This is a genomic window from Streptomyces sp. NPDC055632 (assembly GCF_053618675.1).
In genome coordinates, this window is record NZ_JBSHHY010000021.1 from 118,271 (window position 1) to 138,854 (window position 20,584).

Genomic DNA, 20,584 nt, shown 5'->3' on the forward strand with positions numbered 1-20,584 from the left:
TTTGAACCTTGGGAGTAGGCCCCATGACCCAGTCGTCAGTGGAGCCCAAGACCAGCGCCGAGGACGCGGGCTCCGGCTCGCGCACCCCCGCCGGCAGGTCTTGGCTCGACCGGTACTTTCACATCTCGGAGAGAGGATCCACCGTCGCGACGGAGGTCCGCGGCGGCGTCACCACCTTCATGGCGATGGCGTACATCCTCCTGCTCAACCCCCTGATCCTCGGCGGCAAGGACGTCGAGGGCAATCTGCTCGGCCAGCCGGCGCTCATCACGGCCACCGCCCTCGCCGCGGCCGCGACGACCCTCCTGATGGGCTTCTGGGGCAAGGTCCCGCTCGCCCTCGCCGCCGGTCTGAGCGTCTCCGGCGTGATGGCCTCGCAGGTCGTCCCCGTCATGACCTGGCCGCAGGCCATGGGCATGTCCGTGGCGTACGGCGCGGTGATCTGTCTCCTGGTGGTCACCGGCCTCCGCGAGATGATCATGAACGCGATCCCGCTCGCCCTGAAGCACGCCATCACCATCGGCATCGGCCTCTTCATCGCGATCATCGGCTTCGTGAAGGCCGGCTTCGTCCACGAGAACCCCGCCCCGGGCGGCGGTCCCGTCTCCCTCGGCCCGGCCGGCGAGCTCCAGGGCTGGCCCGTCCTGATCTTCGCCTTCACCCTGCTCCTGATCTTCGCCCTCCAGGCCCGCAACATCCCCGGCGCCATCCTCATCGGCATCGTCGTCGGCACGGTCGTCGCGGTGGTCCTCAACGCGGTCGCCGACATACCCGCCAAGGCCTGGTTCTCCGGCCCGCCGGAGCTGGACGGCAGCGCGGTCTCCGCCCCCGACTTCTCCCTCATCGGGGACGTGTCCTTCAGCGGCTGGGGCGACGTCGGCTACATCACGATCACCATGATCGTCTTCACCCTGGTGCTCGCCGGCTTCTTCGACGCCATGGCGACCATCCTGGGCGTCGGCACCGAGGCCAAGCTCGCGGACGACAAGGGCCGCATGCCCGGCCTCTCCAAGGCCCTCTTCATCGACGGCGCCGGCGGCGTCATCGGCGGCGGCGCCGGAGCCTCTGGCCAGACGGTCTTCGTCGAGTCCGCCACCGGCGTCGGCGAGGGCGCCCGCACCGGCCTGGCCTCCGTGGTCACCGGCGGCTTCTTCGCCCTCTGCCTCTTCTTCACCCCGCTCACCGCGATCGTCCCGCAGGAGGTCGCCGCCGCGGCCCTGGTCGTCATCGGCTCGATGATGATGCAGAACGCCAAGCACGTGGACTGGAGCGACCGCTCCGTGGCGATCCCGGTCTTCCTCACCGTGGTCCTGATGCCGTTCACGTACACCATCACCACGGGTGTCGCCGCCGGTGTCATCTCCTACGCGGTGATCAAGACCGCCCAGGGGAAGGCGCGGGAGGTCGGGGCCTTCATGTGGGGCCTGACCGCGATCTTCATCGTGTACTTCGCCATCCATCCGATCGAGAGCTGGCTCGGCGTCGGCTGACGCCCCCACCGCCCTCCCGCACCTTCCAAGGAGAACCGAGATGCTGGACATCGCCGAAGAGCTGCACCGGTGGGTCGAGCAGGGACGCGCCTTCGCCGTCGCCACCGTGGTGGCGGTCGGCGGCAGCGCGCCCCGGCAGCCGGGCGCCGCGCTCGCCGTCGACAGCGAGGGCACGGCGATCGGATCGGTCTCCGGGGGGTGCGTGGAGGGCGCGGTGTACGACCTGTGCGTCCAGGCCCTCGACGACGGCCGGACCGTCGTCGAGCGCTTCGGCTACAGCGACGAGGACGCCTTCGCCGTCGGCCTGACCTGCGGCGGGATCATCGACATCCTCGTCACCCCGGTCCGCGGCGGGGTCTTCCCCGCCGCGCTCGCCGCCGCCGTCGAGGGCGAGGCGGCGGCCCTCGCCCGGATCGTCTCCGGCCCCGACGACCTGCTCGGCCGGGCCCTCCTGGTCCGCCCCGACGGCTCGTACGAGGGGAGGCTCGGCGGCCACCCCGAGCTGGACCGCACCGCGGCCGGCGAGGCCCGCGCGATGCTCGACGCGGGCCGCACCGGCACCGTGGAGATCGGCGAGGACGGAAGCCGCTGCGGACAGCCCCTGACCCTCCTGGTCGAGTCCTCCGTCCCCGCCCCCCGCATGATCGTCTTCGGGGCCATCGACTTCGCCGCCGCGCTCGTCCGGGTCGGCAAGTTCCTCGGCTACCACGTCACCGTCTGCGACGCCCGGCCCGTCTTCGCGACCCCGGTTCGCTTCCCCGAGGCCGACGAGATCGTCGTCGAATGGCCGCACCGCTACCTGGAGTCCACCGACGTCGACGGCCGGACCGTCCTCTGCGTCCTCACCCACGACGCCAAGTTCGACGTGCCCCTGCTCCGGGTCGCCCTCCGGCTCCCCGTCGCCTACGTCGGCGCGATGGGCTCCCGCCGCACCCACGAGGACCGCAACGAGCGGCTGCGCGGGGTCGGCGTCACCGAACTCGAACTCGCCCGCCTGCGCTCCCCGATCGGCCTCGACCTCGGCGCCCGCACGCCGGAGGAGACCGCCCTCTCGATCGGCGCCGAGATCGTCGCCAACCGCCGGGGCGGCACGGGAGCCTCCCTCACCGGCGCCCACACCCCGATCCACCACGACGGGCCCCGGGGGCCGGTGGGGCGGATAGGGTCCGTGGCCTAGGGCCTGTCCGGCGGATCATGGCCGGGCGTCGCTGCCCATCCGGCCCTGATCCGCCGGACAGGCCCGGGAGGACGTCCCCGCCGTCAGGCCGGATCCACCGGAAGCGCCTCCCACGGGGGAGGCGCGAGCTGGTCCGTCCAGGCGGCCAGGGCCTCGCCGTCCACGCAGACGATCCCGCAGGTGGCGGCGTACTCGGCGGCCGGCGCGGTGAGGGAGCTGGTGGTCACGAGCACGGCCACATCGGCCTCGTGGACCGTGAAGCAGGTGCCGCCGAACCGCTGGAGGTCCTGGGAACCCACCCGGTGGTCCTCCGCGTACTGCTTGCACTGGAGCACCACACGCCGCCCGTCCGCGGTCGTCGCGATCACGTCGGCGCCCAGGTCGCCCGCGCCGCCGACCACCTCCACGGGGGTGCAGCCGTCCCGCGCGCAGAGCGCGGCGACCGTGTGCTCGAAGCCGTCGGGGTCCACCGCCGCGTGATCCAGGGCCGTGTGGTCCAGAGTCGTGGGGTCCACCACCGTGCGGTCCAGCGCCTCCGGGCCGACGCCGGGCACGTCCGGGACCGGCGCGGCGACGGCCGTACGGAAGGCCTCACGTCGCCCGGCTGCCGCCGCGCCCCTCCTGATCAGCGCGAACCCGACGGCCAGCGCCCCGAGGGCGGCGAACGCCACCAGGAGGGCGGCCGGCACGCCCGAGCCCCGGTCCCCGGCCGCCTCGGCCGTCTTGAAGAAGAGCGCCAGACCGCCCACGCACGTCCCCGCGAGCCCGATCGCGAGCACCAGATCGCGACCGATCGCCACGGGGCCGCGCCGGACCGCGCCCCTGTCCTGCCCGACGGATCCCATCAGGGCCCCTCCCTCCCTCGCGTACGACTCCTCGCGTACGACCCCGCCTGTACGACCCCGCCCGTGCGACCCCTCGCGCACGGCCCCTCGCGCGCACGGCCCGTCCGGCCCCGCACGCGCCGCGCCCCCGACCCCCGTGAGGGGCCGGGGGCCGCGGCATGTGCCGACCCCGAGGGTCAGCGCTTGAAGGCGTCCTTCGTCTTCTCCTTGGCCTCCCGGGCGTCGCCCTTGGCGCGCTCGGCGCGGCCCTCGCCGGCCATCCGCTCGTCGCCGAGCGCACGGCCCGTGTTCTCCTTGACGGCGCCCTTGACCTGCTCGCCCTTGGCCTTCATCTTCTCGTTGCCCGACATGTCGGCTCCTTTCCGAGAACCTGGAAAACCATTGCCTTGGTGACATGCCGCATAACCGCGAACCGGCCCCCGAAACGGGGTCGGGGGTTCCGGACCGCGATAATCGAGGCGGCCACGCGTGCGCGCGGCCCGACCATCCCGAGGACGAAGGGCCGACGATGCTGAAAGAGGGCCGGCGAGTGCGGCTCACGGTGGACCTCAGGCTGGCCGGAGAGGTCGTCCCGGCCGGCGGACCCCCGGCGGAGACCGGCACCGGGGCGGGGTTCCTGGCCCTGGCGGCGGGCGTCGAGGGCACGGTCGAGCGGGTGGACGAGGACCGTCCGCAGAGCCCCGAGGTGCGCGAGTACGAGCGGCTCAAGTCCCTCCTGGACGACTTCGGCCACCAGATGCCCCCGGCCAGCAGGCGGCAGCTCGAAGAGCGGGTCGCCGCCCTGGAACCCGCCTGGACCGCCTACCTGGAGCGGAAGCTCCGCACGACCGTCCGCGTCCGCTTCGACAACGGCTTCGTCCTCGACGACGCGCCCGGGGACCTCTTCGCCCCCGTCTGACCGGGGCGCCCGGTCAGCGGACGGTCTCCTCGATGCCGGTCGAGAGGGCCACGTGACGCCATCGGTCGAGTTCGCGTCGCACCAGGTCCAGCTTCGCCTCGACGCGCTCGACCGCGTCCGCGCCCAACTGCAGCCGCAGCGGGGGCTCGGCGGCCTCGGTGACGTCGACGACGGCCCTGGCCGCCTTCACCGGATCGCCCGGCTGGCGGCCGTCGTTCCGGGCCAGCGCCTCGCGCACCGGCCCCGCGCCGACGGCGTAGTCCTCGATGGCGGCCGGTTCGACCCGGATGCTGGAGGCGCTGAGGAAGTCGGTGCGGAAGCCGCCCGGTTCCACGATCGTGACGCGCACGCCGAGCGGGGCCAGCTCGCCGTGCAGCGCTTCGGAGATGCCCTCCAGGGCGAACTTCGACGCACCGTACAGGCCCGCCGCCGGAGCGGTGGCGAAGCCGCCCACGGAGCCGATGTTCACGACGTGTCCGGACCGCTGGGCGCGCAGCGTCGGCAGGGTCGCCCGCAAGGTGTTGAGCACGCCGAACACGTTGACGTCGAACAGCGCGCGGACGGCCTCGTCGGAGGTCTCCTCGATCGCGCCCACCAGGCCGTGACCCGCGTTGTTGACCACGACGTCGATCCGGCCGAACTCCTTCAGACCCGACTCCACGGCGGCCGCCAGCTGCTCCGGTTCGGTCACGTCCGCGGTCACCGCCAGCAGACCGTCCGGCTTCTCCGGGTACGCGCGGAGCACCGCCGACGCGTCCCTCGCCGCGGCGATCACGCGATGCCCGCGGCCCAGCGCCTCCCGGGTGATCTCCGCGCCGAGCCCGCGCGAGGCACCCGTGACAAACCAAACACCCATGTTCTCCCACCGTCCGATCGCCTTGTGGCCGACGGTCCGACGGTAGGACTTAGAGTGCTGTACAGGTCAACAGGCTTGTGACGGAAGGTCGTTCGCGGGCCCCGTGTGCCGCCTGCCCCAAGGCGGCCGGAGCCGGGGGCCGCCTGAGTACGATCGCCCACGCCGGCCTGGGTACGCGAGCGGTTGCCCGCCCCGTACGGTGCCGCGAGGGTGTTCGCATGCGTCGACTCCTCTGGCTCGCACCGCTGCTGCTGTTCCTCGTCGTCTACGGAGTGGTGCACTTCTCCGACGACGAGGGGACCGCCGCCGCCCGGGAGGCGGCCAGGAAGGCGAGCCGGCGGCTGGACAGCCAGCGCCCGCGCACGGCGGAGGAGGTCGGGTACTCCGCCTCCGTCCTCGACGGGGTGGAGGTGATGCGGGTGACGGGCACCTCGACGCACGACGGGGACGGCGTCGACGTGGTCGTCCGCACGTCCGGCTTCGCGTACGAGGGGCTGCTCTTCCCCGAGCGGTACGTCGTGCGACGCTGCTTCAGGGTGCGGGTGTCGCCCAAGGGGGAGGGGGACGCGGAGCCCCGCAAGGTGGACTGCCCGGACGGACCGGCGCTGACCTTCCCCCCGCCGCCCGAACCGCCCCGGCTGCCGTACGCCGAACTGGAGGCGAGGCTTCCCCGGGTGCCGAAGGGGGGCCGGGCGGACGAGGCAGAGGTGCGCCGGGTGGTCGCCGCCCTGGACATGGACCCGAAGATCCGTACCGAGGTGAAGGCGGACGGCGACCGGGTCGGCGTCCTCCTGCTGGTGCCGGGCAACGGGTTCGACGCGCAGGACTGCCTGCTCGCCCGCGTGGCACCCGGCGCCACCTCGGTGTGGGTGCCGTCCCGGATGCAGCGGATGCCCGGAGAAGGCGGCTGCACCGTCGGCAACGCCCTGGACCCGGCGCCCCCGCCGCACTGACCGGGGAACGGGCGGACGGCGCGTCAGGCGGCCGGCTCGGCCGGGACCGCCTTCCGGACGTCCGCGAGGTACGCGGTCATGGCGTCCCGGTTGCGGGTCAGCTGGTCGATCCGCTGCGCCATGCGCGCGCACTCCAGCTCCAGGAGCGCGATCGTCTCCGGCGTCGGGTTCGGGATGTCGATGCGGCCGGGCGGCCCCAGGCAGGGCAGGATCCTGCGGATCGTCTGCGTCGAGAGGCCCGCGTCGAGCAGCCCGCGCACCTGCTGGACGCGGTCCACGCAGGGCTCGGGGTAGTCGCGGTAGCCGTTGGCGCACCGGTGGGAGGCGATGAGGCCCTGCTCCTCGTAGTAGCGCAGCATCCGGCGGGAGACCCCGGTGCGTTCCGACAGTTCCCCGATGCGCACGATCCCCGCCCTCCCCGCGTTCCCGCGACGCTCTTCCGGATCCCGCTTGACCTTCACATCAATGGAAGGGTTCGACCATGCTGCCATGTCGAGCACAGACCTGACCAGAGGACCCTCCCACAGCCCCGCCCCCTCCTCGGGGCGGACCGAAAACCCTTCCCCGTCCGGCGGGTTGCCCCTGCCGGCGCTGCTCGCGCTGGCGACCGCCGTGTTCATCACGAGCCTCACCGAGACGCTGCCCGCCGGGCTGCTGCCCGCGATGGGCGGCGACCTGGGCGTCAGCGAGTCCGCCACCGGGCAGACGGTGACGATCTACGCCCTCGGCACCGTCCTCACCGCCATCCCGCTCTCCGCCGCGACCGCCGGATGGCGCCGCCGCCGGCTCCTGCTGACGGCCATGGGCGGGTTCGCCCTCGCCAACACCGTGACGGCGCTCTCCACTTCCTACCCGCTGACCATGGGAGCCCGGTTCGCCGCGGGGGTCGCGGCGGGCCTCGCGTGGGCGCTGCTCGCCGGCTACGCCCGGCGGATGGCCCCCGTACACCTCCAGGGCAAGGCCATCGCGGTGGCCATGGCGGGGATCCCCGTCGCGCTCTCCCTCGGCGTGCCCGCGGGGACGTTCGTCGGCAGGGTCGTCGACTGGCGGACGGCCTTCCTCGTCATGACCGGCCTGACGCTGGTCCTCCTCGGCTGGATCCTGGCCGCCGTCCCGGACTACCCGGGACACCGCCCGGAGAAGGGCTCCTCACCGTCGATGACGGCCGCGCTCAAGGTGCCCGGCGTCGCCCCGGTCCTCGCCGTCACCCTCGTCTTCGTCCTCGCCCACACCCTCCTCTACACCTACATCGCGGCCTTCCTCGACCGGCTCGGGATGGGCGGCCGGGCCGACACCGTCCTCCTGGTCTTCGGCGCCGCCTCGCTGCTGAGCATCTGGGCCGTCGGCACCCTGATCAACCGCCGGCTCCGGGCCCTGATGATCACCGGCACGCTGCTCGTCGCGGTGGCCGGCGGGATCCTGGCGCTGTTCGCGCAGTCGCCCGCGCTCGTCTACGGCGCGGTGGTGCTCTGGGGCCTGGGCTGGGGCGGCGCGCCGACCCTGCTGCAGACGGCGGCGGGCGACGCGGGCGGCGAACAGGCCGACGCCGCGCAGGCGATGCTGGTCACCCTCTGGAACGTCGCCATGGCGGGCGGCGGGGTGGTCGGCGGCCTCCTCCTCGACGCGTTCGGCACCGGGGCCCTCCCCTGGAGCGTGCTCGCCCTCCTGGTCCCCGTGGCGGCCGTGGTCGTCGCGGCCCGCACCCACGGCTTCCCCGCCCGCAGGGAAGCCTCTTGACGGTGCGTCAGTCGGGCGGCGCGTCCAGGGCCGCCCGTACGGCGGCCAGCACGGCCGTCTCGTCGGCGCCCGTCGCGCGGGCCCCGGCGACGTACGCGCGGGCGAGCCGGGTGAGGGCGGCGGTGTCGACGGGCGCCGCGCCGGGGCGGGCGGCGACCCTGGTGCCCGCGCCCCGCCGGGTGCGGACCAGGCCCGCCGCCTCCAGCTCCTTGTAGGCGCGGTTCACGGTGCCGGGGGCGAGCCCCAGGTCGGCGGCGAGCTGCCGGACGGTGGGGAGCCGTTCGCCCTCCGGCAGGACGCCGCCGTCGATGAGCGCCGCGAGCTGGGAGCGGATCTGCTCGTACGGCGGGACCGGGCCGGTCGTGTCCACGCGTACGGCCGGACCGTTCACGGCCCGCTCCGGGGGGAGGCCGGCGGGGCGAGGACGGTGAACAGCGACCACAGCGCCGTGCCGGCCGCGACCGCGGCGACCGGCAGCAGGAGCAGACCGGCGGTGTGGACCAGGGGCCCCACGCAGGACAGCGAGCGCAGCGCGCCGGAGGCGAAGAGGGCGGCGCCGGCCAGCGGCGCCGAGACCAGGAGGCCCCACGCGGCCGTCACGGCACGGGCGCGTTCCCGTCGCCGCCGCGCGTCGTCCGCCGTCGCCGCGGAGTCGCCCCCGGGGGCCGGGCGCCTGCTGATGCGGCGCAGGGCGTAGCCGCAGGCGGCGGTGCCGGCCGCGAGGGCGGCGAGCACCGGGAGGCCGTAGAAGAGTCCGGGCCAGGGTCCCCGGGACTCCGTCAGGCTCGTGCAGGCGACGCTGAGCGTGCGGCCCGCCCTGCCCGTGTCGTCCGGGGAGGCGGTGAGCGCGGCGACGGCGAGCAGCGCGAGGAGTACGGCGGCCTCGGCGGCGAGCAGGAGGGCGAAGCCGGCCGGCAGGACGTCGCGGACGCGGCGCGGGACGAGGCCCGCGAGCCGCACCGCGCCCCCGGGCCCCGGCGTCAGCGCGTCGGCGGCCAGGACGCCCGCCGTGGCGCAGACGGCGAAGACCGGCAGGGCGTGGAGGACGCCGAGCCCGAGCCCGGCGCCGTGGGCGACCGTCCAGGCCGCCGCCGCGCCGGTCGCCGCACCGCCCCACCGGACGAGCAGTTCGGTGCGGGCCGGCCGGAGCGGGGCGGGCGGGGCGGAGCCGGGCATGGGGACCCCCGTCGGAACTCTTGTGTCACGTGTCGAGTACAAGATGGCGGGCCCCGCAGCTTGTGTCAAATGAATGACACAAGCGCGGGTGAGGGGGCGGGGGGATCAGTGCGCCGTCCGCTCCCGTACGGTCGTCGCCCACACCGGCTGCTCCTCGGCGGCCTCGCCCCCGGTCTCGGCCCGCCGCCCGCCGCGCGCGAAGAAGTCCGCGAGCGGCAGGATCGCCGCGCCGACCGTCACCGCGTCCGGGCCGAGCGTTCCCAGGCCGATGTCCACGCGGGCCGCCGGGTACTTCAGGGCGTACTCCCGCGCGTACCTCTCGACCGTTTCCAGGAAGCGGGTGCCGAGCTGGAGGCCGGCCCAGCCGCCGACGAGGATGCGCTCGGGCTGGAAGAGGTTGATGAGGTCGGCGAACCCCGCGCCCAGGTACTCGGCGGTCTCCTCCAGGACGGCGAGCACCGTGGGATCGGGCGGGGTCCCGGCGTCGGCGGGGTACGCGGCGGCGAGCATGGCGGTGAGGGCCGTCTCCTCGTCCGTGCCCTCCGGAGGGTGCCCGCCCGCCTCCCGCCAGCGTTCGAGCAGCGCCTCCGCGCCCGCGTACGCCTCCAGGCAGCCCAGGGCGCCGCAACGGCAGCGGCGCCCCCGCACCCGTACCTTCAGATGGCCCCATTCGACCGCCCGCCCCGGCCCCGTCGGGTCGGTGACCACGCAGGCGCCGACGCCGGAGCCGAAGAGCACGACGACGGCGCTGCGGGCGCCGCGCCCCGCGCCGAACCACATCTCGGCCTGGCCGAGGGTCTTGGCGCCGTTGTCGATCCGGTACGGCACCGAGGCGGGGAGTTCCACGCTCTCCCGGAGCAGGCGTTCCAGGGGCACGGCGTCCCAGTCGACGGTCTGGCCGTGCACGACCGCGCCGGCCTCCGGGGTCCGGGCCACGATGCCGGGCACGCCGACGCCGACCCCGAGGAGCTGCTCGGCGGGCACGTCCGCGGTCCGCAGCACCTCCGCGATGCCGTCCCGGACGTGGCCGACGACGACCCCGACCTCGTACCGGTCGTGCGGATGCGGACCGCCCACGGCCAACGGGCGCTCGGCGCGCGCGAGTTCGGTGAGGGCGAGGTCGAACAGCTCGATCCTGATCCGGGTCTCGCCGACGTCGACGCCGATCATGAAGCCGCTGCCGGGGGAGATCCGGAGCAGGGTGCGGGGGCGCCCGCCGGCCGAGTCGACGCTGCCCGCCTCCTCGACCAGGCCCTCCGCGACGAGTTCGGCGACCACGTTGCTGATCGAGCCGGAGCTGAGCCCGGTCGCGGGGCCCAGCGAGAAGCGGCTCGTCGGCCCGTCGAAGTACAGGCGCTGGAGGACGGCGGTGCGGTTCTCGCGCCGCAGGTCACGGACGGTGCGTCCGTTCCGCTTGGTCACTGGGCCCCCTGGTGAAGTAGTCCTCGTCGAACATACCGCTGCGGGGCCGGGGAGGCGATATTATCTTTAGCTTTAAGTCATGAGGTGAAATAAGGCGGTCGGGGCCCCGTCGCCTTCACTTCCCGAACGCGGGACGTGCCGACGGGGTGCCTCCTAGGCTCCCAGGAGGGACCGGAGGTGGGCGCAGGCGTCCGCCTCGGCCGGGTGCGTGGCGACCGGCTCGTACGCGCCCCGCTCGTACACCCCGGTCTCCCAGCCGCCCCCGCCCGGCGCCGCCCGCAGATAGGCGAAGTCGGTCGGGACGGGGGAGGGTTCGTGGACGCCCTCGATCCAGTAGTAGCCGGCGGGCACCCCGGCCTCCTGGAGGGCCCGTTCGAGGGTGCGGCGGTGGTCGGTCATGCGGGGACGCGCACGAGGTAGCCGTTGTCGAGCAGCCACTTCACATTGAGCCGCTGCCCCTCGCCCGGGTCCAGGAAGGCCGGGTCCAGCTTGATCTGGCGGCCGCCGCCCGGCTGCTCGAACCAGGGCGCGATGGAGCCCTCCCAGACCACGAACGCCCGCGTCACCTCGTACAGGTGGTAGTCGCAGGGGAAGGCGGCGTCACGGGTGCTGAGGTTCTGCGGGGGCAGCGCCCGCTTCGCATAGGCGTCGCCCGCGGGGGCCAGGTAGCCGCCGAACTCCGAGCCGAAGCGGTCCAGTCGCTCGCCCCTCGCCAGGAGCTCGGGCGCCTTGTCGACCTCGCCGTTCACCTCGCCGAAGCCGTCGTTCGGCGGGTACTTCCAGCCGCCGGTGTCGGCCGGGCCCTCCCAGTACTTCTTGAGGAAGGCGGCGGGGGAGAGCTTCCCGGTCCGGTGGTAGCCGTCGACCAGCGGCCCGACCGGCTTCTGCTGCTTGTTCGGCAGGTGCTCGGGGCCGAGCCGCGCGTCGCCGCGGAACTCCCCGGTGCAGGGCGCGTGCGGCGCGGCCGCGTGCTTTCCGGTGGTCCCGGTGGTCCCGGTGGTCCCGGCGGTCTCGATGGCGGGTGCGGCCTGTGCCGCGGGGGCCGCGGTGAGGGCGGCGGTGACGCCCATGGCGGCGAGTACGGCACGGATCCTGGGGGCGGTACGGCTGCGCTCCACGCGGAGGTCTCCCTGGGAGGAGTGGTCAGTGGCGCGGCACAGAGTGGTTGAGCGGGTGCGCAGGGCGAGGGGGGGTGGGGGCGGAAACCGGCCATTCGCGCCGAGCGCCGAGCGCCGAGCGTCGGGCGCCGGGCGCCGGGCGTGGGGCATGGGGCCTCACAGGGCCCTTGCTGGTGGGGCTCGGGGCGAGTTCTCGCGGGTGGGACTCCGTGGGGCCTTCGCCGTCGGACCTCTCGGCCCCGACGGCCGGGGGTTCAGGCCTTCCGGAGGCCGCTGAGGAGCAGTTCGGCGAGCTGGTCGTACGCCTCCGCGTCGGCCAGGCCGGTCGCGGCGGCGACCTGGCGCCGCTGGATGCGGACCATGACCGAGGAGATGACGTCGGCGGCGAAGGTCACGTGCACCTCACGGAAGACCCCGGCCCGCACCCCCTCCTCGATGAGCTGCTGGACCCGTCCGGCGGCCGCGCGCGTGTTGCGCTCGTACACCTCGGCGGCGGGCTCGAAGGCCGCCACGTCGTCGAAGAACTGCGGCGAGACCGGCGCCAGCTCGGCCGAGACCGCCCGCAGATAGGCGGCGAGCCGCTCGGCGGGCCCGGTGGCGGCGGCGAGGACGGCCTCGACCCGGGCCGTGGCGCGCCGGAAGAAGTGCACGACCGCCGCCCGGACCAGCTGCTCCTTGCTGCCGGCCAGGCCGTACAGGGTCCGCTTCGAGCAGTGCAGCCGGGCGGCGAGGTCGTCGAGCGTCAGGCCGGCGAAGCCCTCGCCGACGAGGAGGGCGACGAGCTCCTCGAAGAGCGCGGAGCGGCGCGCCGCTCCGCGGCCCGTCAGCTGCGGGGTGTCGGCGGCGGAGGTCTCGATCACCCGCCCAGTATTCCAGGCCGCGCCCGGCGGAGGCCGTGGCCCCGCGCCCGAGAAGGCCGTGACCCCGCGCCCGGGAGGGTCGTGGCCGCGCGCACGCGGGGCCGGTCCGTGCGGCGCGGCACCAGGGGTTGCGGTCGGCCGCTCCTGCGCTACTCTGACCGGTACTGGAGTACCCTCCCCAGTACCACTTTGCGCGCCGCTGGAGTCGCCATGGATGTCGACCGCCTGCTTCCCACCCCCGAAGCCGCGGACCTCATCGCCCTCACCCGGGAGATCGCCGACAAGGAGCTCTCTCCCCGGGTGGACGAGCACGAGGCCGCCGAGACCTATCCCGAAGGGCTCTTCGCGACCCTCGGCGAGGCGGGGCTCCTGGGCCTCGCGTACCCCGAGGAGTACGGCGGCGGGGGCCAGCCGTACGAGGTCTACCTCCAGGTCCTGGAGGAACTGGCCGCGCGCTGGGCGGCCGTGGCCGTCGCCACCAGCGTCCACACCCTGGCCTGCCACCCGCTGCACGCCTTCGGGACGCCGGAGCAGAAGGAGCGCTGGCTGCCCGCGATGCTGGAGGGCCGGACCATCGGCGGCTACAGCCTCTCGGAGCCGCAGGCCGGCTCCGACGCGGCCGCCCTCAGCTGCAAGGCGGAGCGGCAGGAGGACGGCAGCGGGTACCGGATCACCGGGACCAAGGCCTGGATCACCCACGGCGGCCGGGCCGGCTTCTACGCCCTCTTCGCCCGTACGGCCCCCGGCAGCCACGGCGTCTCCTGCTTCCTGGCCCCCGGCTCCACCGAGGGCCTCGGCTTCGGCGCGCCCGAGCGCAAGATGGGCCTCCAGGCCGTGCCCACCACCTCCGCGTACTGGGACGGCGCCCTCCTGGAGGAGGACCGCCTCGTCGGCAGGGAGGGCCAGGGCCTCCAGATCGCCTTCAGCGCCCTCGACAACGGCCGCCTCGGCATCGCCGCCTGCGCCACGGGCCTCGCCCAGGCCGCCCTGGACACCGCCGTCGCCTACGCCAACGAGCGCACCACCTTCGGCCGCAGGCTCGTCGACCACCAGGGCCTCGGCTTCCTGCTCGCCGACATGGCCGCCGCCGTCGACGCGGCCCGCGCCACCTACCTGGACGCGGCCCGCCGCCGCGACCTCGGCCGCCCCTTCAGCCGCCAGGCCAGCGCCGCCAAGCTCATCGCCACCGACACGGCCATGAAGGTCACCACGGACGCGGTCCAGGTCCTCGGCGGCTACGGCTACACCCGGGACTTCCCGGTGGAGCGCTACATGCGCGAGGCCAAGATCATGCAGATCTTCGAGGGGACGAACCAGATCCAGCGGCTGGTGATCAGCCGGGGGCTGGTGCTCGCGGAGAAGTAGCGGGCCCATGCCCGCGGAGAGCGTCCACCGGGTCGTGCCGGCGGGGCTCGCCCCCGTCCCGGGCGTCGTCTCCTTTGGGTTGTCCGTTCGTGGGACTGGCGGTTTCGGGCCCGGCGGCACAAGATCGGGTCCTATGTCCCAGGCTGTATATGTCCAGAACACGCACCTCCTGCGCACGAGCGCGTTCGATCTGTGGAGGCGGCTCAGGAGCCTCCTCGAAGACCAGGGACTCGACCCGGCGGCGACCGTGCTGGTCCATCTCTTCCCGGACGGAGGTGGCCACGAGTTCGGCCAGTGCATAGACGGGGACGGCCGTGTCTACTCGTTCGATCTCGTCTACGACCGCGAGTCGCCGAAGGCGGCGGGCAGTGCCGTCCTCCGCGACTGGACCGACATCACCGACACCTGGCAGCACCGTTCGTTCCCGGACGAGATCGCCGACGCCTTCATCTGGCGTCCTCCGTCGCGCAGGACCGTCCTGCCTGCCTGATCGCGGGCGAGGTGTCACTTCGCGACGCCCGGACTCACTGCCCGGAGGCGGCGGGAGACGGGAACCGCCGCTGTGCCGACGAAGGCGAGGAAGCGCTCGGCGCGGGTGGTCGGATCCGGTCCGTCGAAGGCCCGCTTCCGCCGCCCGCCCGTCACTTCATCCGGGATCACGCACGTCGTGTGATCCCGTCTTGTCAGGCGATTCCCCCTCCACGGCGGCGAAGTAGCGACTCAGAGTGTCACGGGTGTCCGGAGTGAACAGGTTCTCCCGCATCGACCTGAGGAGCTCGGGCTCCGACAGCCAGCCGTGCCACGTCACTTCGTTCGGGTCGGGATCCGGGTCGTCGAACAGGACGGCCTCGTGCATGGCGAGCCAGTGGGGGCTGAGCCCGCCGCGGTTCAGGAACTTCGCGATGAAGCGGACCGGCGCTCGAACACCCAGTTCCTCGGCCAGTTCGCGCGATGCGGCTTCCTCGTAGGACTCGCCCGCGGCGACGGCACCGCCCGACGCCGCCTCGTAGTGCCCCGGGAACCGGGCGACCTGCCCGGAACGACGTTGCACGAGGATCCGGCCCTCCCGGTCCCGGCACACCGTCACGGCGATTCGATGCAACCAGCCACGGCGAACGGCCTCACCCCGGCTGACCACCAGCCAAGACCCGGTCCTGCTCGTCGACGCGCTCGACCACCTCCTCCACGAGCTCCACACCTGGCTGCCGAGGCACGGCCACGGAGGCGGACACCTGCTGCCGATCGAGCTTCTTCAAGACCCGGTCGCGAAGAAGCTCGTACTCCTCACGGAGCCTGCGCCACTCGGCCACGGGCGGGCGGGAGACGACGGTGCCGCCGGTGACGGTCTCCTCCGGCCCGAACTGCTCGCGCGTGAGGTCGACCTCGATGCCCGTGCCCAGGCGGTTCCACCAGTGGTGGTCCACCCACTCTCCGCCGACGTGGACCTCCCCGCGGATCAGCTCCCCTCCCAGCAGGTCGTTGAGCACCATGGCGGTCACCCCGCACTGGTCCCGAGCCGGGTTGTCCTCGGTCCAGCGCGAACGGAACTCGGGAGTGCACGTCTCGGTACTCCAACTGCTGCGAACGGCTCGTTCGATGTCGGAAAGAAGCAAGGGCGTCATGCCCGTGATCCTGCCCGCGAGCACTGACAGCGACCGGACGCCGGCGACACGGCGGAGGTCTGCCTCCGAGACGGTCGACGGCCTCTCGACTCGGCGGAGGACCCGAAGCCCGCTCGGGCTTGGAAGCAGGCACTCGGGGAGGGGCCCTCCGGTGAGGCGTTCGATCCTGCCCTCGCAGGGGCCCGGGGCTGTCGGTGCGGCACGTGCCCGGTTCCACTCGGCTCCACGGTGTCCGCCTCGGTCGAGGCCCGTGCTCAGGCGCGGCGGGTCCGCCGGAGCCATGCCGTCGTGCCGGCGATCAGGGCGAGTGCCGCCAGGTCGGCCAGGAGGGTCGGGGTGCCGGCCGACGGGCCGCCGTCGGACAGGTCGGCGGTGGCGGTGACGGCGCTCGGCAGGACGGTGATCAGAGGGGGGAGGCCGCCGTCTCCCGCGGCGTCAACGCCCATGTCCGACAACGGACTTCCACTCGGGATTCGCCGGACCCGGCCGCCGCAGCATCCGGGGCCCGGAGTCGCCGGGCACGCCGTCGATGCCGCGGACGACGGGCTCCGCGCCCACGGTGACCGGGAACGGCGTGACGACCACGACGTCCAGGGACGGTTTGAGCTCGCCGCCCAGCGCCGACCAGATGTCCGCGAGCGACCGCGACTCGGCGGGCGGCACCGCGACGGAGAGCGGCAGGGACGTGGAGACCGGGCGCACCGACTCCGGCACCGCGTCGGCCGGCAGCACCTCGTGGGGCAGCAGCAGCGCCAACGCGCCAGAGAGGAGACGGTGTTCGTCCTCGGTCCGGGTGGTCCAGGCCGTCACCAGGTACGAGAGGCGGAACCAGCGGGCCGGCCGGCGGTGGCGCGTCACGACCCCCCGGGCGTCCCGCTCGGCCAGGGCGCCGCGCTCGCGCCGCTCCACGTCCTCCCGGATGTCGTACAGATAGGCGTTCAGGGTCGGCGCGTTGCGGCGGGCCGCCCAGTCGCGGGTCGGCGCGTCGAAGGCGACGTCGCCCGTCACGGCGGGCGCGAGGAGGCCGCGCAGCGCCTCGTCGATCTCGTGGATCATCAGATGTAGCCCTCGCGGAGCGCGTACGCGACGGCATGCGCCCGGTTGGTGAGCTGGAGACGGGTCATCAGCGCGTGCAGGATGTTCTTGACGGTGCGTTCGGAGTAGGCGAGCCTCTCGCTGATCTGCCGGGTGTCCAGGCCCTCGGCGAGCAGCCGCAGGACGTCCACCTCGCGCGGCGCCATCCCGAAGAGCGGCACCGCCCCGCCGGCCGTCGCGCCCGCCGCCGTCGCCCGCCGGAGCCGTCCCACCTGGTTCAGGAGCCGGCTGACCAGGTCCGGCGGCAGCTCCCCCTCCCCGCGCGCCGCGCTGTGCACGGCGCTCAACAGGCGCTGCTCGGTGGCCTGGTGGCGCCAGATGATGGCGCGCACCCCGTACTCGACCACCGACAGCAGGTCGGGCTCGCGCAGCTCGCCCGCGACGAGCACGACCCGCTGGTCCCGGCCGCGCAGCAGACGTCGCAGCTCGGCCGTGGTGGACTCGTCGATCCGGTCCGCGAGCATCACGGCGACGGCGGGGGCGTTCCGCTCCTCCGGGGCCTGTTCCGGCCCGCCCCGCCCGTCCTCCTCCCGCTCCGGCAGGACGTCGAGGGACGGCTGGTGCCGCAAGTGGCTGATCAGCCCGGCCCGGCTGAGCGGATCGGACGCGTGGACGGTCACCGTCACCCGCTTGGTGAGCACTTCCGCCACCTGCTCCTTCTCGCACGCCCCGGCCGTCCGGGCGTGGTCGGGCGCCCGGTACGGAAGGCGAGGCGGCCGCGCCGGTGTCCCCGGGCCGGTGTCCGGCACGCACGGCGGTCCCCCGCGGTCTGCTGGCCGTGGCCGGCGCACGCCGGCCACGATGGTCGCCACCAGCCTGCCGCGCGCTGCTCACGTCCCGCTGCCGTCGCGCTAACGCTCCTGTCGCGACCGTTACCACCGATGTGATGCGCGCCACTGCCCGGGCGCCGGAGGCCGGGCGTGCGTGATCATGAGCGGATGGATGCTCGTTTCCTCGGGATCCCCGAGCTGGCCGAAGTCCCCTCCACGGCCGTCGTCGTCGACGTCATGCGCGCCTTCACCGTGGCCGCCTGGGCCTTCGGCCGGGGGGCGGAGAGGATCGTCCTCGCCGGATCCCTGGACGAGGCGCTGGAGTTGAAGGCCCGTCACCCGGACTGGGTGGCGCTCAAGGACGGCCCGCCGGCGCCCGGGTTCGACGCCGTCAACTCGCCCGCCCTGCTCCGCTCCTCCGACCTCGGCGGCCGGACCGTCGTGCAGAAGACCACGGCGGGGACGGTCGGCGCCCTCGCGGTCAAGGACGCGTCGCTGGTGCTGTGCGCCGGCTTCGTGGTGGCGGAGGCGACGGCCCGCCTCCTGCGGATGCGTGCGTGCGACGACGTCACGTTCGTGGTGACGGGCGAGGACGGGCGCGCCGAGGAGGACCTGGCGTGCGCCCAGTACATCGCGGGGAGGGCCGCCGGGGCCGGGACGGACGCGGCCGGGTTCCTCCGCCGCGCCGGGGAGTCGCGCGCCGCCGCCGAGTTGAGGGAGGGCGTACGCGAAGGGGCCCACCCCGACGACGTCGCGCTCTGTCTCGAACTCGACCGCTTCCCCTTCGCCATGGTGGCCTCCGTGGAGGACTCGCTCATGACCCTCCGCCCGTACACCGTGCCCCCGGCGGCCGCAGCGACCCCGAACTGACCGTCGCGGACCTGCGGCCCCGGCGGCGCAGCCCCCGCCTCCGCTTCCAGGCGCCTCGCACGCGGTTCTATGGTGGGCGGCGCAGATCGCGCGGACCGCGCGGTCCTCCGCGGGCACGCGCCCGATCCGGCGGCCATCCCGGCGGCAGGGTCGCCCCCGCACGACACGAACGAGGAGTTCCATGGACATCGCAGGCTCCGCCGCTCTCGTCACCGGCGCCGCCTCCGGCCTCGGTGCCGCCACCGCCGCCGCCCTCGCCGCCCGGGGCGCCACCGTCTACGGCCTGGACCTGGACAAGGCCGTGGCCGCCGCCGGGGCCCTCCCCGAGGGCGTCCGGCTGCTCGCCGCCGACGTCACCGACGAGGAGCAGGTCCGCGCGGCCCTCGCCGAGATCGACGCCGACGGGGCCGAGCTCCGGCTCGCCGTGAACTGCGCCGGCATCGCGCCCTCGGCCCGGATCCTGGGCCGCAGGGGACCGCACGACCTCGACCTGTTCCGCGCCGTCGTGAACGTCAACCTGATCGGCACGTTCAACGTGATGCGGCTCGCCGCCGAGTCCATCGCCCGGCACGAGCCCGACGGGCACGGGCAGCGGGGCCTCGTCGTCAACACCGCCTCGATCGCCGCCTTCGAGGGCCAGGTCGGCCAGATCGCGTACGCCGCCTCCAAGGCGGGCGTCGCCGGCATGACCGTCACCGCCGCCCGCGACCTCGCGCAGTTCGGCATCCGGGTCGTCACCGTCGCCCCCGGCATCGTCGACACCCCGATGATGGCCGGGTTCACCGAGGACGTCCGGGCCGGTCTCGCCGCGAGCGTCACCTTCCCGCAGCGCCTCGCCCGCCCGGAGGAGTACGCCCGGCTGGTCACGATGGTCGCCGAGCACGACTACCTCAACGGCGAGACGATCCGCATGGACGGTGCGCTCCGGATGTCGGCCCGCTGAGCCTCCGTACCCTCGAAAAAGCACTGGGTGCCGGATTCGTCCGGCACCCAGTGCCGCGAGATCGCCCTCCCAATGCTACTTTCGACGCATGGGAACAGCGTCGACGAACTCCACGAAGCCCGCGATGCGGGACTCCCTCATCGCCGCGGCCTTCCAGCTCTTCCTGGAGCGGGGCTACGAGCAGACCACCGTCGACGACATCGTGACCCTCGCGGGCGTCGGCCGGCGGTCCTTCTTCCGGTACTTCCCGTCGAAGGAGGACGTGGTCTTCCCCGACCACGAGCAGTGCCTCGACGACATGACCCGCTTCCTCGCGGCGAGCGCCGACTCCGACGACCCGATCGTCCGGGTCTGCGGCGCCGCCCGGCTCGTCATGCGGATGTACGCCGAGAACCCCACCTTCTCCGTGCAGCGCTACCGGCTCACCCGCGAGGTCGCCGGGCTCCGCACGTACGAGCTGTCGGTGGTCTGGCGGTACGAGAAGACCCTCGGCGACTACCTGCGCACCCGCTGGGCCGACCGCAGGGACGGCACCCTGCGCGCCAACGTGGTCGCGGCGGCCGTGGTCGCCGCCCACAACCACGCCCTGCGCCACTGGCTGCGCTCGGGCGGCGAGGGCGACCCGCTGGCCGCGGTGGACGAGGCCCTGGAGTTCGTGCGCACCACCTGGAGCTCCGCCCCGGCCGCCGACGCCCCCGCCGAGGAGGCGGAGGACGTCGTGGTGGTCATCACCAAGCGGTCCACCCCGATGTGGCGCGTGGTGCGCGAGGTGGAGTCGAGCCTCGGCGAGGGCTGAGGGGCGCCCGGACGGGGCCCGGAGGGCGCCCGGGGATCTCGGTATCTCCAATTGAGGGAACTCAGGTCTTTATTTGATGGCACTCAGTGCCATATCTTTGCTCCATGCACGGTCGAGCCGCCGAGTGCAAGGAGAAGGCATCGTGTTCCACACGGGACTGAGGGGCGGGACCGCCGTCCACGCCGAGGAGTCGGCCCCCGACTCCGAGCTCTACTTCCAGCGCTGCCGCTGGTGCCACACCACCACGTTCCAGCGACTGCTCTGTCCGACCTGCGGGTCGACCGACCTCGCGCCCGAACTCAGCGGGGGCGAGGGCGTGATCTCCGTACGGCGCGGGGTGGCCGCGGCCGACGCGGACCTCTGGCCGGTGCACATGGCGGAGGGGTTCGTGGTCCGCTGCCGGGTCGACGGACCGCCGCACGCGGTGCGCCCCGGGCTCCGGGTCAAGCTCTCCTCGGGCGTCGGCGTCTCCGGTCGCCGGCCGGTCGTCCGGCTCTGCGACGAGGTCCCGCTCGACGGCTGGATGTGAGCGGGCGCCCCGTCCCACATCGTGCGAAAGGGGCGGCTGGGTGGCACAGAGTGCCACCCAGC

Annotated in this window: 26 protein-coding genes; 11 read left to right on the top strand and 15 right to left on the bottom strand. The window is 73.9% G+C overall.

The window, feature by feature from the left end:
- Window positions 1-23 precede the first annotated feature (23 nt).
- Window positions 24-1,490: an NCS2 family permease gene (locus ACWGSR_RS24995; RefSeq protein WP_376231880.1), complete on the top strand. Its 1,467-nt coding sequence runs from the start codon at window positions 24-26 to the stop codon at window positions 1,488-1,490.
- Window positions 1,491-1,530: 40 nt separating this feature from the next.
- A complete protein-coding gene (locus tag ACWGSR_RS25000; protein WP_376231879.1) occupies window positions 1,531-2,667 on the top strand; it encodes an XdhC family protein in 1,137 nt (378 codons plus the stop codon).
- Between the two features lie 83 nt (window positions 2,668-2,750).
- Here the strand turns inward: ACWGSR_RS25000 and ACWGSR_RS25005 are convergent, their stop codons facing one another.
- Both ACWGSR_RS25005 and ACWGSR_RS25010 read right to left on the bottom strand, forming a co-directional pair.
- On the bottom strand, window positions 2,751-3,512 hold the full coding sequence (locus ACWGSR_RS25005) for a restriction endonuclease (protein WP_453569112.1): 762 nt from the start codon (window positions 3,510-3,512) through the stop codon (window positions 2,751-2,753).
- Window positions 3,513-3,688: 176 nt separating this feature from the next.
- Entirely contained in the window at window positions 3,689-3,862 is a 174-nt protein-coding gene (locus ACWGSR_RS25010; RefSeq protein WP_366378466.1) for a CsbD family protein, read from the bottom strand.
- A 179-nt stretch (window positions 3,863-4,041) separates the two neighbouring features.
- Between ACWGSR_RS25010 and ACWGSR_RS25015 the strand changes: the two genes are divergently transcribed.
- Complete coding sequence (locus tag ACWGSR_RS25015; RefSeq protein WP_453569114.1) at window positions 4,042-4,410, top strand: hypothetical protein; 369 nt, start codon at window positions 4,042-4,044, stop codon at window positions 4,408-4,410.
- Between the two features lie 13 nt (window positions 4,411-4,423).
- On the opposite strand, the gene ACWGSR_RS25020 is transcribed toward ACWGSR_RS25015, so the two are convergent.
- On the bottom strand, window positions 4,424-5,266 hold the full coding sequence (locus ACWGSR_RS25020; RefSeq protein ID WP_376231875.1) for an oxidoreductase: 843 nt from the start codon (window positions 5,264-5,266) through the stop codon (window positions 4,424-4,426).
- Between the two features lie 218 nt (window positions 5,267-5,484).
- On the opposite strand from ACWGSR_RS25020, the gene ACWGSR_RS25025 reads away from it, so the two are divergent.
- Window positions 5,485-6,219, top strand: a complete 735-nt coding sequence (locus tag ACWGSR_RS25025; protein WP_453569116.1) for a translation initiation factor IF-2 — start codon at window positions 5,485-5,487, stop codon at window positions 6,217-6,219.
- A 23-nt stretch (window positions 6,220-6,242) separates the two neighbouring features.
- Here ACWGSR_RS25025 and ACWGSR_RS25030 read toward each other — a convergent pair whose 3' ends face one another.
- Window positions 6,243-6,623, bottom strand: coding sequence for a MerR family transcriptional regulator (locus tag ACWGSR_RS25030; protein WP_376231872.1), 381 nt, complete (start codon window positions 6,621-6,623; stop codon window positions 6,243-6,245).
- Between the two features lie 85 nt (window positions 6,624-6,708).
- Here ACWGSR_RS25030 and ACWGSR_RS25035 point away from each other — a divergent pair, with 85 nt between their 5' ends.
- Window positions 6,709-7,956: an MFS transporter gene (locus ACWGSR_RS25035; RefSeq protein ID WP_453569118.1), complete on the top strand. Its 1,248-nt coding sequence runs from the start codon at window positions 6,709-6,711 to the stop codon at window positions 7,954-7,956.
- 7 nt (window positions 7,957-7,963) lie between these two features.
- On the opposite strand, the gene ACWGSR_RS25040 is transcribed toward ACWGSR_RS25035, so the two are convergent.
- From ACWGSR_RS25040 to ACWGSR_RS25065, 6 genes are all read right to left on the bottom strand, one after another.
- Window positions 7,964-8,347: a GntR family transcriptional regulator gene (locus tag ACWGSR_RS25040; RefSeq protein WP_376231869.1), complete on the bottom strand. Its 384-nt coding sequence runs from the start codon at window positions 8,345-8,347 to the stop codon at window positions 7,964-7,966.
- Window positions 8,344-9,132, bottom strand: coding sequence for a hypothetical protein (locus ACWGSR_RS25045; RefSeq protein WP_453569120.1), 789 nt, complete (start codon window positions 9,130-9,132; stop codon window positions 8,344-8,346). The genes ACWGSR_RS25040 and ACWGSR_RS25045 overlap by 4 nt, the downstream gene beginning before the upstream one ends.
- Before the next feature lie 105 nt (window positions 9,133-9,237).
- The gene (locus ACWGSR_RS25050) at window positions 9,238-10,554 is read right to left on the bottom strand and encodes an ROK family protein (RefSeq protein ID WP_453569122.1); all 1,317 of its coding nucleotides are present in this window, start codon (window positions 10,552-10,554) and stop codon (window positions 9,238-9,240) included.
- A 153-nt stretch (window positions 10,555-10,707) separates the two neighbouring features.
- The gene (locus tag ACWGSR_RS25055; protein ID WP_453569124.1) at window positions 10,708-10,953 is read right to left on the bottom strand and encodes a hypothetical protein; all 246 of its coding nucleotides are present in this window, start codon (window positions 10,951-10,953) and stop codon (window positions 10,708-10,710) included.
- Window positions 10,950-11,624, bottom strand: a complete 675-nt coding sequence (locus ACWGSR_RS25060; protein ID WP_453569157.1) for a TNT domain-containing protein — start codon at window positions 11,622-11,624, stop codon at window positions 10,950-10,952. The genes ACWGSR_RS25055 and ACWGSR_RS25060 overlap by 4 nt, the downstream gene beginning before the upstream one ends.
- A 302-nt stretch (window positions 11,625-11,926) precedes the next feature.
- Complete coding sequence (locus tag ACWGSR_RS25065; RefSeq protein ID WP_365541544.1) at window positions 11,927-12,532, bottom strand: TetR/AcrR family transcriptional regulator; 606 nt, start codon at window positions 12,530-12,532, stop codon at window positions 11,927-11,929.
- Between the two features lie 210 nt (window positions 12,533-12,742).
- Between ACWGSR_RS25065 and ACWGSR_RS25070 the strand changes: the two genes are divergently transcribed.
- Both ACWGSR_RS25070 and ACWGSR_RS25075 read left to right on the top strand, forming a co-directional pair.
- A complete protein-coding gene (locus ACWGSR_RS25070; RefSeq protein WP_376231863.1) occupies window positions 12,743-13,897 on the top strand; it encodes an acyl-CoA dehydrogenase family protein in 1,155 nt (384 codons plus the stop codon).
- Window positions 13,898-14,030: 133 nt separating this feature from the next.
- Window positions 14,031-14,387: a hypothetical protein gene (locus ACWGSR_RS25075; protein WP_453569126.1), complete on the top strand. Its 357-nt coding sequence runs from the start codon at window positions 14,031-14,033 to the stop codon at window positions 14,385-14,387.
- A gap of 156 nt (window positions 14,388-14,543) precedes the next feature.
- On the opposite strand, the gene ACWGSR_RS25080 is transcribed toward ACWGSR_RS25075, so the two are convergent.
- The 5 genes from ACWGSR_RS25080 to ACWGSR_RS25100 form a co-directional block, all read right to left on the bottom strand.
- Window positions 14,544-14,999, bottom strand: coding sequence for an NUDIX domain-containing protein (locus ACWGSR_RS25080; RefSeq protein ID WP_453569128.1), 456 nt, complete (start codon window positions 14,997-14,999; stop codon window positions 14,544-14,546).
- Window positions 15,000-15,018: 19 nt separating this feature from the next.
- Window positions 15,019-15,519, bottom strand: coding sequence for a YunG family protein (locus tag ACWGSR_RS25085; RefSeq protein ID WP_453569130.1), 501 nt, complete (start codon window positions 15,517-15,519; stop codon window positions 15,019-15,021).
- Window positions 15,520-15,773: 254 nt separating this feature from the next.
- On the bottom strand, window positions 15,774-15,965 hold the full coding sequence (locus ACWGSR_RS25090) for a hypothetical protein (RefSeq protein ID WP_453569132.1): 192 nt from the start codon (window positions 15,963-15,965) through the stop codon (window positions 15,774-15,776).
- Entirely contained in the window at window positions 15,955-16,575 is a 621-nt protein-coding gene (locus ACWGSR_RS25095; protein WP_453569134.1) for a DUF4255 domain-containing protein, read from the bottom strand. Before ACWGSR_RS25095 ends, ACWGSR_RS25090 begins: the two co-directional genes overlap by 11 nt.
- Window positions 16,575-17,255 (bottom strand): helix-turn-helix transcriptional regulator, encoded by a 681-nt coding sequence (locus ACWGSR_RS25100; RefSeq protein WP_376232022.1) that lies wholly within the window; start codon window positions 17,253-17,255, stop codon window positions 16,575-16,577. The genes ACWGSR_RS25095 and ACWGSR_RS25100 overlap by 1 nt, the downstream gene beginning before the upstream one ends.
- 297 nt (window positions 17,256-17,552) lie before the next feature.
- On the opposite strand from ACWGSR_RS25100, the gene ACWGSR_RS25105 reads away from it, so the two are divergent.
- The 4 genes from ACWGSR_RS25105 (at window position 17,553) to ACWGSR_RS25120 (ending at window position 20,522) form a co-directional block, all read left to right on the top strand.
- Window positions 17,553-18,254, top strand: a complete 702-nt coding sequence (locus ACWGSR_RS25105) for a 2-phosphosulfolactate phosphatase (RefSeq protein WP_453569136.1) — start codon at window positions 17,553-17,555, stop codon at window positions 18,252-18,254.
- A 181-nt stretch (window positions 18,255-18,435) separates the two neighbouring features.
- Window positions 18,436-19,197: an SDR family NAD(P)-dependent oxidoreductase gene (locus ACWGSR_RS25110; RefSeq protein WP_453569138.1), complete on the top strand. Its 762-nt coding sequence runs from the start codon at window positions 18,436-18,438 to the stop codon at window positions 19,195-19,197.
- An 88-nt stretch (window positions 19,198-19,285) separates the two neighbouring features.
- Complete coding sequence (locus tag ACWGSR_RS25115) at window positions 19,286-19,993, top strand: TetR/AcrR family transcriptional regulator (protein WP_366378479.1); 708 nt, start codon at window positions 19,286-19,288, stop codon at window positions 19,991-19,993.
- Window positions 19,994-20,135: 142 nt separating this feature from the next.
- Window positions 20,136-20,522 (top strand): Zn-ribbon domain-containing OB-fold protein, encoded by a 387-nt coding sequence (locus tag ACWGSR_RS25120; RefSeq protein ID WP_376231852.1) that lies wholly within the window; start codon window positions 20,136-20,138, stop codon window positions 20,520-20,522.
- The last annotated feature ends 62 nt before the right edge of the window (window positions 20,523-20,584 follow it).

Excerpts from the sequence above, each read along its gene's own strand:
- ACWGSR_RS25095 (WP_453569134.1), bottom strand. The coding sequence starts at position 16,575 with ATGATCCACGAGATCGACGAGGCGCTGCGCGGCCTCCTCGCGCCCGCC.
- ACWGSR_RS25010 (WP_366378466.1), bottom strand. The coding sequence starts at position 3,862 with ATGTCGGGCAACGAGAAGATGAAGGCCAAGGGCGAGCAGGTCAAGGGC.
- ACWGSR_RS24995 (WP_376231880.1), top strand. The coding sequence starts at position 24 with ATGACCCAGTCGTCAGTGGAGCCCAAGACCAGCGCCGAGGACGCGGGC.
- ACWGSR_RS25085 (WP_453569130.1), bottom strand. The coding sequence starts at position 15,519 with ATGACGCCCTTGCTTCTTTCCGACATCGAACGAGCCGTTCGCAGCAGT.
- ACWGSR_RS25075 (WP_453569126.1), top strand. The coding sequence starts at position 14,031 with ATGTCCCAGGCTGTATATGTCCAGAACACGCACCTCCTGCGCACGAGC.
- ACWGSR_RS25025 (WP_453569116.1), top strand. The coding sequence starts at position 5,485 with ATGCGTCGACTCCTCTGGCTCGCACCGCTGCTGCTGTTCCTCGTCGTC.
- ACWGSR_RS25115 (WP_366378479.1), top strand. The coding sequence starts at position 19,286 with ATGGGAACAGCGTCGACGAACTCCACGAAGCCCGCGATGCGGGACTCC.
- ACWGSR_RS25045 (WP_453569120.1), bottom strand. The coding sequence starts at position 9,132 with ATGCCCGGCTCCGCCCCGCCCGCCCCGCTCCGGCCGGCCCGCACCGAA.
- ACWGSR_RS25035 (WP_453569118.1), top strand. The coding sequence starts at position 6,709 with ATGTCGAGCACAGACCTGACCAGAGGACCCTCCCACAGCCCCGCCCCC.
- ACWGSR_RS25020 (WP_376231875.1), bottom strand. The coding sequence starts at position 5,266 with ATGGGTGTTTGGTTTGTCACGGGTGCCTCGCGCGGGCTCGGCGCGGAG.
- ACWGSR_RS25090 (WP_453569132.1), bottom strand. The coding sequence starts at position 15,965 with ATGGGCGTTGACGCCGCGGGAGACGGCGGCCTCCCCCCTCTGATCACC.
- ACWGSR_RS25060 (WP_453569157.1), bottom strand. The coding sequence starts at position 11,624 with ATGGGCGTCACCGCCGCCCTCACCGCGGCCCCCGCGGCACAGGCCGCA.
- ACWGSR_RS25110 (WP_453569138.1), top strand. The coding sequence starts at position 18,436 with ATGGACATCGCAGGCTCCGCCGCTCTCGTCACCGGCGCCGCCTCCGGC.
- ACWGSR_RS25070 (WP_376231863.1), top strand. The coding sequence starts at position 12,743 with ATGGATGTCGACCGCCTGCTTCCCACCCCCGAAGCCGCGGACCTCATC.
- ACWGSR_RS25055 (WP_453569124.1), bottom strand. The coding sequence starts at position 10,953 with ATGACCGACCACCGCCGCACCCTCGAACGGGCCCTCCAGGAGGCCGGG.
- ACWGSR_RS25005 (WP_453569112.1), bottom strand. The coding sequence starts at position 3,512 with ATGGGATCCGTCGGGCAGGACAGGGGCGCGGTCCGGCGCGGCCCCGTG.
- ACWGSR_RS25000 (WP_376231879.1), top strand. The coding sequence starts at position 1,531 with ATGCTGGACATCGCCGAAGAGCTGCACCGGTGGGTCGAGCAGGGACGC.
- ACWGSR_RS25105 (WP_453569136.1), top strand. The coding sequence starts at position 17,553 with ATGGATGCTCGTTTCCTCGGGATCCCCGAGCTGGCCGAAGTCCCCTCC.